The 16044-nt window shown below is 34.1% G+C and carries 14 protein-coding genes; 11 read left to right on the top strand and 3 right to left on the bottom strand.

Annotation, left to right across the window (positions count from 1 at the left end):
- Positions 1-211 precede the first annotated feature (211 nt).
- The 5 genes from M4I23_RS04310 to M4I23_RS04330 all read left to right on the top strand — a co-directional run bounded on the left by M4I23_RS04310 (position 212) and on the right by M4I23_RS04330 (position 5268).
- Positions 212-958 (top strand): electron transfer flavoprotein subunit beta/FixA family protein, encoded by a 747-nt coding sequence (locus M4I23_RS04310; protein WP_249753551.1) that lies wholly within the window; start codon positions 212-214, stop codon positions 956-958.
- 70 nt (positions 959-1028) lie between these two features.
- Positions 1029-1988, top strand: a complete 960-nt coding sequence (locus M4I23_RS04315) for an electron transfer flavoprotein subunit alpha/FixB family protein (protein ID WP_249753552.1) — start codon at positions 1029-1031, stop codon at positions 1986-1988.
- 110 nt (positions 1989-2098) lie between these two features.
- Positions 2099-2716 (top strand): bifunctional nuclease family protein, encoded by a 618-nt coding sequence (locus M4I23_RS04320; RefSeq protein WP_158847226.1) that lies wholly within the window; start codon positions 2099-2101, stop codon positions 2714-2716.
- A 21-nt stretch (positions 2717-2737) separates the two neighbouring features.
- Positions 2738-4279 carry a NupC/NupG family nucleoside CNT transporter gene (locus tag M4I23_RS04325; RefSeq protein WP_233267628.1) on the top strand — a complete coding sequence of 514 codons (1542 nt, stop codon included), beginning with the start codon at positions 2738-2740 and terminating at the stop codon, positions 4277-4279.
- Positions 4280-4443: 164 nt separating this feature from the next.
- On the top strand, positions 4444-5268 hold the full coding sequence (locus M4I23_RS04330; RefSeq protein ID WP_249753553.1) for a thymidylate synthase: 825 nt from the start codon (positions 4444-4446) through the stop codon (positions 5266-5268).
- 69 nt (positions 5269-5337) lie between these two features.
- On the opposite strand, the gene M4I23_RS04335 is transcribed toward M4I23_RS04330, so the two are convergent.
- Positions 5338-5634 (bottom strand): isoamylase early set domain-containing protein, encoded by a 297-nt coding sequence (locus M4I23_RS04335; protein ID WP_158847230.1) that lies wholly within the window; start codon positions 5632-5634, stop codon positions 5338-5340.
- A gap of 295 nt (positions 5635-5929) precedes the next feature.
- On the opposite strand from M4I23_RS04335, the gene M4I23_RS04340 reads away from it, so the two are divergent.
- Both M4I23_RS04340 and M4I23_RS04345 read left to right on the top strand, forming a co-directional pair.
- Positions 5930-6856, top strand: coding sequence for a dihydrofolate reductase (locus M4I23_RS04340; RefSeq protein ID WP_249753554.1), 927 nt, complete (start codon positions 5930-5932; stop codon positions 6854-6856).
- Between the two features lie 45 nt (positions 6857-6901).
- Complete coding sequence (locus M4I23_RS04345; RefSeq protein ID WP_249753555.1) at positions 6902-8458, top strand: NAD(P)/FAD-dependent oxidoreductase; 1557 nt, start codon at positions 6902-6904, stop codon at positions 8456-8458.
- Positions 8459-8696: 238 nt separating this feature from the next.
- On the opposite strand, the gene M4I23_RS04350 is transcribed toward M4I23_RS04345, so the two are convergent.
- On the bottom strand, positions 8697-8864 hold the full coding sequence (locus tag M4I23_RS04350) for a hypothetical protein (RefSeq protein ID WP_249753556.1): 168 nt from the start codon (positions 8862-8864) through the stop codon (positions 8697-8699).
- Positions 8865-8916: 52 nt separating this feature from the next.
- Here M4I23_RS04350 and fabD point away from each other — a divergent pair, with 52 nt between their 5' ends.
- Entirely contained in the window at positions 8917-9810 is an 894-nt protein-coding gene (fabD, locus tag M4I23_RS04355) for an ACP S-malonyltransferase (protein ID WP_158847238.1), read from the top strand.
- Positions 9811-10323 carry a signal peptidase II gene (lspA, locus tag M4I23_RS04360; RefSeq protein ID WP_249753557.1) on the top strand — a complete coding sequence of 171 codons (513 nt, stop codon included), beginning with the start codon at positions 9811-9813 and terminating at the stop codon, positions 10321-10323.
- A gap of 79 nt (positions 10324-10402) precedes the next feature.
- On the opposite strand, the gene M4I23_RS04365 is transcribed toward lspA, so the two are convergent.
- Complete coding sequence (locus M4I23_RS04365) at positions 10403-12634, bottom strand: M1 family metallopeptidase (RefSeq protein WP_249753558.1); 2232 nt, start codon at positions 12632-12634, stop codon at positions 10403-10405.
- A 302-nt stretch (positions 12635-12936) separates the two neighbouring features.
- Between M4I23_RS04365 and M4I23_RS04370 the strand changes: the two genes are divergently transcribed.
- Positions 12937-13470, top strand: a complete 534-nt coding sequence (locus M4I23_RS04370; RefSeq protein WP_158847244.1) for an inorganic diphosphatase — start codon at positions 12937-12939, stop codon at positions 13468-13470.
- 128 nt (positions 13471-13598) lie between these two features.
- The gene (locus M4I23_RS04375; RefSeq protein ID WP_249753559.1) at positions 13599-16007 is read left to right on the top strand and encodes a sodium-translocating pyrophosphatase; all 2409 of its coding nucleotides are present in this window, start codon (positions 13599-13601) and stop codon (positions 16005-16007) included.
- The last annotated feature ends 37 nt before the right edge of the window (positions 16008-16044 follow it).

Here is a 16044-nt window from a genome sequence, read left to right on the forward strand (position 1 = left end):
TTCGAGATATACCTAAGTAGACTGTTTTTTTGTCAAATTATTAGTGAAAAATCGATTTTAAAGCATACTTTCAAATTGTGCTTTAGTAAATATTGGGTCAAGTCAATTAAAAAGAAATTAAAATTTATTATGCACGCATAGTACTTTTGTGAAAAAATATAATTAACTTCGTAGACTCAAACAAACATATTCTTACTAAATAGCGATTATTATGAAAATATTAGTGTGCATTAGTCACGTTCCTGACACCACATCCAAGATTAATTTTACAGAAGATAATACTAAATTTGATGCCAATGGCGTGCAATTTGTGATAAATCCTTACGATGAATTTGGATTAACACGTGCCATGTGGTTTAAAGAAAAACAAGGTGCAAGTATAGATGTTATAAATGTTGGAGGTCCTGAAACCGAACCTACGTTACGTAAAGCCTTAGCTATTGGAGCAGATGCTGCAATACGAGTTAATACGGTTGCAACCGATGCTTTTTCTGTGGCTAAACAAATTGCTAATGTTTTTAGTAATGGTGGTTACGATTTAGTAATGGCTGGTCGTGAATCTATTGATTATAATGGAGGAATGGTTCCAGGTATGATTGCTGGGTTAACTAATGCAAATTTTGTTAATAGCTGTATTAGTCTTGAAATAGACGGTGCAAATGCTACAGCGATAAGAGAAATTGATGGCGGTAAAGAAACAGTTTCTACTTCACTACCATTAGTAATTGGTGGACAAAAAGGATTGGTGGAAGAAAGCGATTTGCGTATCCCGAATATGCGTGGTATCATGATGGCGCGTAAAAAACCTTTAACAGTTGTAGAGCCTGTAGATGCGTCTCCTGAAACAATTTCTGTTTCTTTTGAAAAACCCGCTCCAAAAGGTGCCGTTACTTTGGTTTCTCCAGATAATTTAGACGAATTAATTAATTTACTTCATAATGAAGCTAAAGTAATTTAGTTGGAAATTGAATTATCCCAAAATTTATTTGGAATCTTTTTAACGTAAAGTAAAAATTTAAAAAAAAATTATGTCAGTTTTAGTATATACAGAATCAGAACAAGGTCACTTTAAAAAAGCAGCATTAGAAGTTGCTTCTTACGCAAAAGCCGTTGCCGACCAATTAGGCACAACAGTTACAGCCGTTAGTGTAAACGCTACCGATACATCCGTTTTAGGTAATTACGGAGTAGATAAAGTGTTACATGTTACTAGTGATCAATTAAATAGTTTTAACGCTAGTGCTTATGCAAGTGTTATTAAGCAAGCTGCCGAAAACGAAAACGCAAAAGTAATTATTGTTAGTTCTAGTGCAGATAGTAAATATTTGGCACCACTTTTAGCAGTGGGTTTAAATGCAGGTTATGCTTCTAATGTAGTGGCAGCACCATCAGGCACGAGTCCTTTTACGGTAAAACGTCCGGCGTTTACAAATAAAGCATTCGAAAATATTCAAATTAATACCGAAGTAAAAATTATTGGAGTTTCTAATAATGCTTTCGGATTAGTTGAAACTAGTGGTAGCGCTTCCGCGGAAGATTTTTCGCCTACCATTCCAGGATTTGCTGTAAAAGTTGAGTCTGTAGATAAAGCCACAGATAAAGTAACCATTGCCGATGCTGAAATTGTAGTATCTGGTGGTCGTGGATTGAAAGGTCCTGAAAATTGGGGGATGATAGAAGAATTGGCCGAAGTTTTAGGCGCAGCAACAGCTTGCTCTAAACCAGTGTCAGATTTAGGATGGAGACCACACGGCGAGCATGTAGGACAAACAGGAAAACCTGTGGCATCTAACTTATATATTGCCATCGGTATTTCTGGAGCGATACAACATTTAGCTGGTATTAACGCTTCTAAAGTAAAAGTTGTAGTTAATACCGACCCGGAAGCACCGTTTTTTAAAGCAGCCGATTACGGTGTAGTTGGAGATGCTTTTCAGGTTATTCCGGAGCTCATCACGAAATTAAAAGCTTTTAAAGCGCAACAATAAATTATTTTTTTTTAAATTGTAATGTTATTCAGAACTGATTAAATTAGAATTTATCCATCATGCAGTTGGTAAAGTCCTAATTTAAACAGTTCTTTGCGTTTTTATTAATTATGAGTTTAGTAAGATTAAACATAAAGGGAATTTCCTATAGTCAAACACAAAATGGTGCATATGCATTAATTTTAAATGAGGTAGATGGTGATCGTAAACTCCCTATAGTTATTGGTGCTTTCGAGGCGCAATCTATTGCTATTGCTTTAGAGAAAGAAATTAGTCCTCCAAGACCTTTAACCCATGATTTATTTAAAAATTTCGCAGACCGTTTTGATATTGTTGTAAAGCAGGTTATCATCCACAAGTTGGTTGATGGTGTTTTTTATTCAAGTTTAATTTGCGAACGCGATAAAATTGAAGAAATTATAGATGCTCGAACTAGTGATGCTATTGCTTTAGCCCTTCGCTTTCAGGCACCTATTTTTACCTTTAAAAACATTCTTGATAAAGCTGGTATTTACTTAAAAGTGAATCCGAAAAAAGAGGATGAAGAAACCGAAGACAGTATTTTAATGGATGAGTTGGTGGCAAATGAGTTAGAGCCTCAAGAGTCTGGTGAAAATTATAAAGCCAAATCACTCGAAGAACTTAACAATTTGTTAGAAGAAGCGGTTTCTAATGAAGATTACGAAAAGGCAGCACATATTCGTGACGAAATTTCCAAAAGAGAATAATTCCACATCAAAGTTTTTTATATGAAAAAGTTGTTTTTGATTACTGTTGCTTTTTTTCTGTTTCTTACAACAACAATAGCAGCACAGAATGTAAACGAAACAATAACTACAGAGGTTACTCAAACTATAGAAAAAGTTGGCGGTACTTCTAAAGATTCCTTAGAGGTTATTACGGCAGAGCTGAAGGTAGTAGAACAAATTACCGAACCTGCGGTTACCAAACCACAAGAATCATCTACCTCAATCATAATCCCTAGTGAAGGATTTACAATCACTAGTTTATGGCGAGGTGTTTTAGGTATGGTTACTTTAATTTTTGTAGCCTTTCTTTTTAGTAGTAACCGAAAAGCTATCGATTGGAAAATTGTTGTTATTGGTTTAGCCTTTCAACTTTTAATTGCTATTGGTGTTTTAAAAGTAGAATTTATAAAAACAATCTTTGAATTTATAGGTAGCTTATTTGTAAATGTACTAGATTTCACAAGGGCAGGAAGTAAATTTCTTTTCGAAGGCTTGGTAGTCGATATGGATACTTTTGGGTTCATATTCGCGTTTCAAGTCCTTCCAACTATCATATTCTTTTCTGCATTAACATCTGTCTTATTTTATTTAGGCATTATTCAAAGAGTAGTTAAAGCTATGGCTTGGCTGCTTTCAAAAACCTTAAAAATATCTGGAGCAGAAAGTTTAAGTGTTGCTGGAAATATCTTTTTAGGTCAAACTGAAGCACCGCTTTTAATAAAGGCGTATTTGGAGAAAATGAATAAATCTGAAATGCTATTGGTTATGATTGGTGGTATGGCAACCGTTGCAGGTGCTGTATTAGCGGCATACATTGGTTTTTTAGGTGGAGATGATCCTGAATTAAGATTGTTTTATGCAAAACACTTGTTGGCTGCGTCTGTTATGGCGGCGCCAGGAGCTATTGTTATTTCAAAAATATTATACCCGCAAACGGAAGATGTAAATACCGATGTTTCTGTTTCTCAAGAAAAAATAGGATCTAACTTTTTAGATGCCATTGCAAACGGAACTACCGAAGGTTTAAAGCTCGCAGTTAATGTTGGTGCCATGTTGCTCGTGTTTGTGGCATTTATAGCTATGTTTAATGGTATTCTTGGCTGGGTTGGAGATGTAACATCTGTAAACGGTTGGATTGCTAGTAATACATCATACACTAAATTATCTATTGAACTTATTTTAGGTTATGCTTTTGCGCCGCTTATGTGGCTTATTGGAGTAGCTAAAGAAGATATGGCTTTAATGGGGCAGCTATTAGGTATTAAATTGGCCGCAAGTGAATTTATTGGGTATATTCAATTAAGAGAATTAAAAGATGTAGCAAGCGCAACACATTTAAGTTACGAGAAATCAATAATTATGGCTACCTATATGCTTTGTGGTTTTGCTAACTTTGCATCTATTGGAATTCAAATTGGAGGTATTGGATCTCTAGCTCCTGGGCAACGTAAAACCTTATCTAAATTTGGGATAAAGGCTCTAATTGGCGGTACTATTGCGTCATTAATTTCTGCAACGATTGCTGGAATGATTATTGGATAAAAAATTCCTGCGCAGATAATAATTTTAGAATACATCTTAATATTTTACAGCAGTATTAAATAAACAATTGTTTTTACTAATTTTGTTACTAACTATTTATAGTTATTTCATGGTAATAAACAATCACTAAATAATAGAACCCTGTTTCCGCAGGAGCGAAAATTATGAAACAATATCACGACTTAGTAAAACACGTTTTAGAAAACGGAAACGAAAAAGGAGACCGTACTGGTACTGGTACAAAAAGTGTTTTTGGTTATCAAATGCGTTTCGATTTACGCGAAGGTTTTCCAATGGTGACAACCAAAAAACTTCACCTTAAATCTATCATTTACGAACTGCTTTGGTTTCTAAAAGGAGATACTAACACTAAGTATTTAAACGAAAACGGTGTTCGTATTTGGAACGAATGGGCAGATGAAAATGGCGATCTTGGTCCTGTTTACGGATATCAATGGCGCAATTGGAATGGCGATGAAATAGATCAAATTAAGGAAGTTATTCATAGCTTAAAGACTAATCCAAATAGCCGAAGAATGCTCGTCTCTGCATGGAATCCTTCGGTTTTACCAGATAATTCTAAATCGTTCAGTGAAAATGTAGCTAACGGAAAAGCTGCGCTTCCTCCATGTCATGCATTTTTTCAGTTTTATGTGGCTAATGGTAAATTATCATGTCAGCTTTATCAACGTAGTGCCGATATCTTTTTAGGAGTGCCATTCAATATTGCTTCCTATGCATTATTCACCATGATGATGGCTCAGGTTTGTGGTTACGAGGCTGGTGAATTTATACATACCTTTGGAGATGCACATATATACAGTAACCATTACGAGCAATTAGAATTGCAATTATCTAGAGATATTCGTCCGTTGCCAAAAATGAAAATGAATCCAGAAATTAAAGATATTTTCGATTTCGGTTTTAGTGATTTTACTTTAGAGGATTACAATCCGCATCCACATATTAAAGGGAAAGTTGCTATTTAAAATATAAAGTACATAAAAAAGGGCTTCTAAAATTTTAGAAGCCCTTTTTTATAAAATATAGTTATGTAATTATACACTAACTACACTATTCTCAGCAGAAGCAAAATCACTCCAAACATAAGAATCGGCAGCAGTATCATTAACGTAAGCTCCGTCAACTAGGTATTTAAATTCGTAAGAATTTTCAGCATCTAAATCAACAGTACCTTTAAATGTTCCGTTTTTTAATTTTTTTAGCGGTGTTGCTTTTTCATTCCATTCATTAAAGCTTCCAACAATAGAAACTTTTTTTGCTGCCTCAGCTTCTAAAGTAAAAGTTACTTTACAAACAGGTTTGCTTTTTAAATATTGTTTTTTAATAGCCATAGTAAAAAATGTTGTTTATGTTACAAATTTATAAAAGTTTATTAAATGCATTATCATTTAGAAGCCTTAACATCAAAAAATTATCAATTTATTAATATGCATTCCCATTAATTCACGGTAAATAATAAAATCAGCAAAATTTTTATAAAATCAGCAATGAAAAAAACGCCTTTTTGCTTGATTTTCAAATAGTTTTGAGAGTTTAAGTCTTAGTGTTTCTCTAAAATACAACAAATTAAATAAACTTCGGCATATCATTAAAAAGTTATAACTTTACATCTATTATTTTTATATTATGTTCGGAAAAAAAAGACCCACTCCACAAATAGATAAAGACCAATTAGAGCTTATAGAAAATGCTCAAAAACGCATTAAGCAAAAGAAAGGATTATATATTCATTTTGTTATATTTTTGCTTGGCGCAGTTTTTTTAATAATCGCTAATACCGTTTTAGGTATTGGTAAAGACATTACTTTTTTTGGAAAAGAATGGTTTTTGTATGCTATTTTGGCTTGGTCATTTTTCTTTTTATACCATTTATTAAATGTGTTTATTACGCATCAATTTATGGGTAAAGCATGGGAGAAACAACAATTAGAAAAACTAGTAGCCAAACAACAAGCTCGTATTGAAACTCTAAAGACCACTTTAGCTAAAGAAGAAAAGCATATTGTTAAAAGTGAAGTCTTTAAGAGTGAGCAAAATGCAATAGAACCGTTAAGTTCTAATAAACAGGAACTCACTATTATTGTCGCTGCAGCGGAAAACGATGCGATAGGGAAAGGTAATAAGCTAATATGGCATTTAAGCGACGATTTAAAACGATTTAAAAGCTTAACGAACAATCACCATATTATTATGGGGCGTAAAACGTTTGAAAGCTTCCCAAAGCCTTTACCAAACCGTGCACATGTTGTAATTACGCGCCAAAGTGATTATAAAGCACCTGAGGGCGTTATTTTAGTAAATAGCTTAGAAGAAGCTGTTATAGCTTGTAAAAGCGATTTACAACCTTACATTATAGGTGGTGGTGAAATTTATAGACAAGCACTGGCGATAGCAGATAAAATTGAGATTACAAGAGTGCATGAAAGTTTTGAGGCCGATACGTACTTCCCGAAAATTGATATGTCGATTTGGAAAGAAACGGCACATAAGTTTCATAGTAAAGATGGAAAGCATGATTACGAATTTACTTTTCAGACTTACGAAAGAAAATAATCAGCATATTTTCTCATTTAATTTCTATACAGAATTTCAATATTTATGGTAAAAGAACTTCAACTTCGTATTTCATTAAAAGAAGAAGAACGCAGTGATATTCTCGTTTTAAAGTCTGCTTTAAAATTAGATATTGATCGTGAAGATATTACGGGTGTAAAAGTTTTACGAAAATCTATAGATGCTAGAAAACCTAAAATAATTCTCAACTATAAAGTAGCTGTTTATATTCGCGAAGCTTTACCGGAAAAATCCGATTATACTTTCGATTACAAAGATGTTTCAAAAGCTAAGCCCATTCATATTATTGGTTTTGGACCTGCAGGCATGTATGCGGCGTTGCGTTGTATAGAACTAGGTTTTAAACCTATTGTTTTAGAACGTGGAAAAAATGTTAAAGATCGTCGTCGTGATTTAAAAGCTATAAACCAAGATCATTTTGTAAACGAAGATTCTAACTATTGTTTTGGAGAAGGTGGAGCAGGAACTTATAGTGATGGAAAACTTTACACACGAAGTTTAAAACGTGGTGATGTACGCCGTATTTTTGAAAACTTAGTTTTTCATGGAGCAACCGATCAAATTTTAGTTGATGCACATCCACATATAGGAACAAATAAACTTCCAAAAGTGGTACAGAATATTCGTGAAACCATTTTAAATTATGGTGGAGAAGTGCATTTTGAAACACGAGTTACCGATTTCATTATAAAAGATAATAGCATCAAAGCTATTCAACTTCTTAATAAAGAAGAAATCCCAGTAGATCAAGTTATCTTAGCAACTGGTCATTCTGCAAGAGACATCTTTTATTTACTTCATAAAAAAGAAATAGCCTTAGAAGCAAAATCATTTGCAATGGGTGTTCGTGTTGAGCACCCGCAACATATTATCGATTCTATTCAATACCATTGTTCTGGAGATCGTCACGAGCTTTTGCCTGCCGCATCTTATGGGTTAGTGCAACAAGTTAACGAACGTGGTGTTTATTCATTTTGTATGTGTCCAGGCGGATTTATTGTTCCGGCAGCGACTGCAAATGGTGAAGTTGTAGTAAATGGTATGTCGCCGTCGAAGCGGAATAATTTATTTGCCAATTCGGGTATTGTGGTTGAAATTGATGTGAACAAAGATTTACCTAAATACGAGCAATTCGGCCCATTAAAAGGTTTAGAATATCAAAAGAATTTAGAGCGATTAGCTTTTACTGCAGGCGGAAGAAGTCAAGTAGCTCCAGCCCAGAGATTAACCGATTTTGTAAAAGGTAATCTATCGTCAAGTTTAAATCCAACTTCATACCAACCGGGATTAAATTCAGCGCCATTACATTCGCTTTTACCAAAATTTATAGGAAGCAGATTAAGAAAAGGGTTTGAAGCTTTCGGACAAAAAATGAAAGGGTATTACACCGAAGAGGCTAATGTTGTTGGTGTGGAATCTAGAACATCGTCTCCAGTTTCTATTCCTCGAAAAGAAAATTTGGCGCACCCTCAAATTTCTAATTTATTTCCTTGTGGTGAAGGTGGTGGTTATGCAGGCGGTATTGTTTCAGCTGCTATGGATGGTGAGCGTTGTGCAGAAGCGGCAACGGAAAACTTATAGTCTCCAGGGTCTTTATACTTCATTTTTATGACTGAAAAAGAAAAAATGATTGCGGGAAATTTATTCAATACCGAAGATGAAACGCTTATTTAAGAACGTTTCGAAATCCGAATTCATTTAGATAAAATAAACACACTTAGTGTTATAGAGAAAATATAATGCGAAGCTGTTTTTAAAGTGTTGATGCCTAATACAGGAGAAAAACTTTATATAAAAACGCTTCTTATTGCGATTATAGTTACAACATAAAAACAGGTAATAACATTTGGATTGGTTGAAATATTACTATTTGTCTAGGTATCGTTATTGGATATAATGTAGTGTTTGGTGTAGGTTCGGTGGTTACTAGAATTTTTTTAGATGATGTTTTTATTGCAGGAAATCCGGCTAAAATGATTAAATCCATAGATAATAGTTAATAATTGTTATTTTTGCAGCACTAAAAAATAGATCAACTTATGAACGCATATATTTTTCCAGGCCAAGGCGCACAATTTTCAGGAATGGGTTTAGACCTTTATGAAAACTCTCCTTTAGCACAAAGTTTATTCGAAAAAGCTAACGATATATTAGGTTTTCACATTACCGACATTATGTTTGAAGGTTCTGCGGAAGACTTAAAACAAACCAAAGTTACACAACCAGCTATATTTTTACACTCGGTAATTTTAGCGAAAACTTTAGGCGAAAGTTTTAAACCAGATATGGTAGCAGGACATTCTTTAGGTGAATTTTCAGCATTAGTTGCCAATGGAGCATTAACTTTTGAAGACGGTTTAAAACTGGTTTCTCAACGTGCTATTGCGATGCAAAAAGCTTGCGAGTTAAAGCCAAGTACTATGGCTGCAGTTTTAGGTTTAGAAGATGCTGTAGTAGAAAAAATATGTAAAACCATAGAAGGTGTTGTTGTTCCTGCAAATTATAACTGTCCAGGTCAATTAGTGATTTCGGGAGAAATTGAAGCTATAAATAAAGCTTGTGAGGCTTTGAAAGAAGCTGGAGCACGTCGTGCTTTAGTATTACCTGTTGGTGGTGCATTTCACTCACCAATGATGGAGCCTGCTCGAGAAGAATTAGCGGCAGCTATTGAAAACACAAAATTTAGTAAACCAAATTGTCCAATTTATCAAAACGTAACGGCAAGTGCGGTTACCGATGAATCGGAAATAAAAGCGAATCTAATTTTGCAACTTACTGCGCCTGTACGTTGGACGCAATCTGTACAACAAATGATAAACGATGGTGCTACTTTATTTACTGAAGTAGGTCCCGGTAAAGTTTTACAAGGTTTAGTTAAAAAAATTAATAGAGCTTCGGAAACGGCTTCTGCAACGTTAGATACAAATAAGTAAATGAAAATTACAAAACGCTCGATTTACATTATTTTAGTTATTGTTTTGACTATTGCTGTTGATCAAATTTCTAAAATATTAGTTCGAAATAATATTGTTGGACGCACAGATCTTCATCCTGGAGAACGTATTTCGCTAATTGGGGATGCTTTTATTTTAATGAATGTTGAAAACACAGGAGCTTTTTTAGGTATGGGAAGCGATCTAAACCCAACACTTAGAATTATTTTATTATTAATTCTGCCTATTATTGTTTTAGCTTTTGTTTTGCGTCATATTTTAAAAGATACAAGCTTAGATAATTTATCTCTTTTTGCTTTTGCTAGTATTATTGGTGGTGGTATTGCTAATGTTTACGACCGTGTAGTTTATGGTTCTGTAACCGATTTTTTCTTTATTGATTTAGGAGGTATTTTTAGAACAGGTATTTTTAATATGGCCGATTTATCGGTAACAACCGGAATGATTATTTTGGTGATTATGAGTTTTAAGAAGAAGAAAAAAGAAGCTTAAAAATAGTGATATCTTAATCAAATAAAAAAACCAACTAAAATATTTAGTTGGTTTTTTTTATTTATAATTTTAAAAAAGCTTAGTTCGATTTTTTGGATTTAAACCTATCAAACTCCGATTTTGAATCTGTTTTAGGAAAGCTATTGTTATTCATATCGGTATCTGCAAGCTCAAAATTAGGATCCAAATTCACCTTAACAACTTCTTTATTTTTTATAAAGGTTTTCTTGATTTCATATTCGTTTCTTCTCCATATTTGAGCCGGAATTCTATCAATTTCCGAAGAACCATCAGAATAAATCCATTCAACAATAACGGGCATTACTAAACCTCCAATGTTTTTAACTGTAATTTCATAAATGTTTTTTCCAGAAAGCTGTTTGCGCATTTCAGATTCATCTAAACGTGAAGTAAATTGTCCGTAATCTTTATCGGGAGTCGAAATCATATTAATAATTTCTGGCCCATTCGAGAAATCTTTAGCTGTTGTTTCTCCATGAGGACCACTCATTTCTATCTTGGCATTCAAGGTTGTGTTTTTGCCTTCTAAATTGGAGTTTTCCTCATGTACTTTAAACCATTTTATATTGCTTAATTCTAAATCAACATAATCTGTTGTAAAAAACCAACCTTTGTAAAACCAGTCTAAATCGGTTGCTGTAGCATCTTCTAAGGTTCTAAATAAATCTGCTGGATTTGGGTGTTTGTATTTCCATCGGTTGGCATATTCTCTAAAAGCTTCATCAAATAAGTCTTTACCTATAATTGAATTACGTAACATTTGTAAGCCAACGGTTGGTTTAATATAAAAATTAGCTCCAAATTGATTGAATAATTCATTATCCGATGTTGTCATTATTGGGCGTAAAATGTTTTTGTCGCCAGTCATAAACGGGACAATTTTTTTAGGTGTAACGTGGCTGTAATTTGGGTAACGTTCTTTTAATGTGCGTTGGTGTAAAAAAGTATTTAATCCTTCGTCCATCCACATCCATTTACGTTCGTCGGAACTTACAATCATTGGGAACCAGTTGTGTCCTACTTCATGGATGATGGTGCCAATCATACCTGCTTTAGCTTTTTCGCTTATTTTACCATTTTTTGGACGGCCACCATTAAAACTAATCATTGGGAATTCCATGCCAATATTAGACGTGTTAACGGAAATAGCAACGGGGTAAGGGTAGTCGAAAGTTGCGTTTGAATATACTTCAAGTGCATTTTTAATAGCTCTTGTAGATTCTTCCTGCCAAACGGGTAAACCTTCTTTTGGATAAAACGACATAGCCATTACTGTATTAGTAGGTAATTTTACAGCTTGAGCATCCCACATAAATTTTCTAGATGATGCAAATGCAAAATCCCGAACATTTTTTGCGTTAAATTTCCATGTTTTTTTATTGGTGGATTTATTCTTTTTGTTGAGATCAGCTTCTTCTTTAGTAATTATCATTATCGGTTTTTCGAAACTGGTTTTAGCGTCCTTCAAGCGTTTAAGCTGTGTTTTTGTAAGTACGGATTCACTATTTTCTAATGTGCCAGTTGCAGCAATTATATGATCTGCAGGAACGGTAATCTCAACATCGTAATCTCCAAATTCTAAGGCAAACTCGCCAAGCTTTTGAAATTGTTGGTTTTGCCAACCTTCAGTATCGCTGTAAACGGCCATTCTAGGAAACCAATGAGCAATTAAATATGCATTGTTGTCATCTTCAGGGAAATACTCATAACCTTCTCTAGATAATGTGTACATACTTCTATCTGTTATTGGGTAAGACCATGCGATAGAAAAACTAATTTGTTCACCAGATTTTAGAGGTTCATTCAATTTAACCTTCATCATGGTGTTATTTATCATGATTTTTAGGTTTTGGTTATTAGCGTCTTTTATCTGCTTTATAGAGTAACCCGCAGGAAAGTCAATAGTTCGGGTAAGAAATTGCATTTTTCTAGTAGTAATAAAATCTTTCATCTCATTATTGATACTACCAAAATCTTCATTCTCTTTTTTGTTTACATTTTGTTCTAACTGAAGCCATAAATAGGTTAGCTCATCTGGAGAATTATTAAAATATGTTATAGTTTCTTCTCCTGTAAGGGTGTTAGTTTTTTCATCTATTGTTGCTTTTATTTTATAGTTAGCGCGCTGTTGCCAATAATCTTTACCGGGAGCACCACTTGCTGTGCGGTAAGTATTTGGTGCAGCAATTAAATTATCAATAGGTTCAAATTTACCTTGCCAAGGTTTAGTTTGTGCATTTAAACTAAAGTTAAGTAGAAAAGTGAAAATTATAATAGGGAGTAATCGCATATCGTGATGGTTATATATTGATATATTAAAAAATACAAGATACTAATTATAGATAAGCTTTATAATTAATGTAAGACTTTTATAAAAACAGATCTTTTTTTGGTAAGAAAAAAACATGAAATTATAGAAGAATTATCTTTTAAATCATGAATTAGGATAAGGTGAAATTTGGATTAAGCTTACTGTTTTGTATTAAAACTAGTTGTTTTATCTTGTTTACTGCTTTCGTGTTCAGTACATTTGTATTCTGATATAGAAATAAAATCCTTTCTTAAAAGGATAAATATAAAATAAGATTTAATATGAGTAAAAAGCAAGCACAACCCTTAACTTTTGATGTTTTAATTGAAATACCAAAAGGAAGTAGAAATAAATACGAATACGATTTTACATTACACAAAATCCGTTTTGACCGTATGTTATTTTCTTCAATGATGTATCCTGGTGATTATGGGTTTATTCCCGAAACATTAGCGTTAGATAAAGATCCTTTAGATGTATTAGTTTTAGGTCATCAACCTACATTCCCAATGGTTGTAATGGAAGTTCGCCCAATTGGTGTTTTTTATATGACTGATGAAAAAGGTCCGGATGAAAAAATTATTTGCGTACCAGTATCAGATCCTATTTGGAGTAATAAAATGGATATTGCTGATTTAAACCCACACAGATTAAAAGAAATAGAACATTTCTTTCAAGTATATAAAGATTTAGAGAAGAAAAAAGTTGATACAGGTGGTTGGGGAAATGCAGAGGAAGCTGTAAAAATTTATCATGAATGTGTAGATCGTTATGATAAAAGCGAGCACAAGAAAAAACGCACTTTTACTATCTAATTAGTAGATTCTTAAAATATCGTATAATAAATGAGTCATCTTTAACTAAAGGTGGCTTTTTTTATTAATTATATTTCCTTATTTTTAGCTTTGGAAAAAATTAACTAACCCAAAACCATCTAACTAATATGGAATTAATAATAAAATTTTTACCTCTTTTCGGAATTGGAGCATTATTGTTCGTCTTTATAAAAAGTGCTTGGGTTACTAAGCAAGATCAAGGCGATGAAAAAATGATTAGAATAGCCAAGAATATTGCCGATGGAGCGATGTCTTTTCTTAAAGCAGAATACAAAATCTTATCAATTTTTGTGGTAGCTGTAGCTATCTTATTATATTTTAAAGGAGATGCCGAAATGGGCTCTCATGGTATGGTAGCTGTATCTTTTATTGTTGGCGCTATTTGTTCAGCATTAGCTGGATTTATTGGTATGAAGGTAGCCACGAAAGCTAATGTTAGAACTACAAACGCTGCGCGTACTTCTTTAGGGAAAGCCTTAGAAGTTGCTTTTGCAGGCGGTGCCGTTATGGGGCTTGGTGTTGTAGGTTTAGGTATTTTAGGATTAAGCGGATTATTTATGCTTTATCAAAACATGTGGTCTGGTCCAGAGAATTTATCTTTAGTACTTAATGTGCTTTCTGGTTTTTCTCTTGGAGCATCATCTATTGCCTTATTTGCCCGTGTTGGTGGAGGTATTTATACCAAAGCTGCCGATGTTGGAGCCGATTTGGTTGGTAAGGTTGAAGCAGGAATTCCTGAAGACCATCCATTAAACCCTGCAACTATTGCGGATAATGTTGGTGATAATGTTGGAGATGTAGCTGGTATGGGAGCCGATTTATTCGAGTCTTATGTTGGTTCTATTATAGGTACCATGGTTTTAGGAGCTTTTATTTTAACTCCAGATTTCAATGGTTTAGGAGCTGTGTATCTTCCTTTAGTTTTGGGAGCTGTTGGAATTGTAATGTCTATACTAGGCACATTTTTTGTGAAAGTAAAAGATGGAGGGAACCCACAAACAGCATTAAATATAGGTGAGTTTGGCTCAGCCGGATTAATGGTTGTGGCTTCTTATTTTATTATTAAAGCATTAATTCCAGAATCTGTTGAAGGATTACCTTTTGGTGCTATGGGTGTGTTTTGGGCAACTATAGCAGGCTTGGTTGCAGGTTTAGGTGTTGGTAAAATAACAGAATATTATACGGCTACAGGTAAAAAACCTGTTATGTCTATTGTTGAGCAGTCGGAAACAGGCGCTGCTACAAATATTATAGCAGGCTTAGGTGTAGGTATGATGTCTACAATGATTCCTATTTTATTAATTGCTGCAGCAATTATGGTGTCTCATTATTTTGCTGGATTATATGGTATTGCTATTGCAGCCGTTGGTATGCTAGCTAATACAGGGATTCAGTTAGCAGTTGATGCGTATGGACCAATTTGTGACAATGCTGGTGGAATTGCAGAAATGGCAGAATTGCCAAAAGAAGTACGTGAGCGTACGGATAAATTAGATGCTGTTGGTAATACAACTGCAGCAGTTGGTAAAGGATTTGCTATTGCTTCGGCAGCGTTAACGGCATTAGCCTTATTTGCTGCTTTTATGAAAACAGCTGGCGTAACCGCAATTGATGTATCTCAACCACAGATTATGGCTGGTTTATTAGTAGGAGGTATGTTACCATTTGTTTTTTCTGCATTATCAATGAATGCGGTAGGGCGTGCTGCTATGGCAATGATAGAAGAAGTACGAAGACAATTTAGAGATATACCTCAATTAAAAGCAGCTTTGGCTGTAATGCGTAAATACGATTCGGATATGTCTAAAGCGACTAAAGAAGATCGTGCTATTTTTGATGCGGCCGATGGTTATGCTGAATACGATAAATGTGTTGATATTTCTACAAAAGCATCTATTAGAGAAATGGTATTGCCAGGGTTATTGGCGATTGCTGTACCTGTTGCGGTTGGTTTTATTGGTGGTGCCGAAATGTTAGGTGGGCTTTTAGCCGGAGTAACAACTTGTGGTGTGCTTATGGCTATCTTTCAGTCTAATGCTGGTGGTGCTTGGGATAATGCTAAGAAAACTATTGAAGAGCAAGGTAGAAAAGGAACCGATGCTCATAAAGCAGCCGTTGTAGGAGATACGGTTGGAGATCCATTTAAAGACACGTCTGGACCTTCATTAAATATTCTATTGAAATTAATGTCGGTTGTGGCTTTGGTTATCGCTCCAAGTATTGCAATATCTTCCAATGATGTTGCTGCTTATGTTAATAAAACGGATGGTATAGAGCAAGTTGAAGTTAAAAAAGAAGTAAATGTTCAAATACATAAAAATGACGATGGCACTGTAAAAGCCATTGTGAAAACGGTAATGACAAAAAATGGAGAAGGTTCTACAACTTATGAGAATTTTGAAGGTACAGAAGCTGAGGTAAAGAAAAATCTTGCGACTTTAAATGAAGATGGTAAAGATGTAATTATCGAAATACAAAATGATATGAATAAAGTTGAAGAAGATGTTCTAAATTAGATTAGACTTCTTTTTTTAGTAATTTTTAAAAACCACG

This window comes from Algibacter sp. L4_22 (genome assembly GCF_023473045.1).
Classification (GTDB): domain Bacteria; phylum Bacteroidota; class Bacteroidia; order Flavobacteriales; family Flavobacteriaceae; genus Algibacter.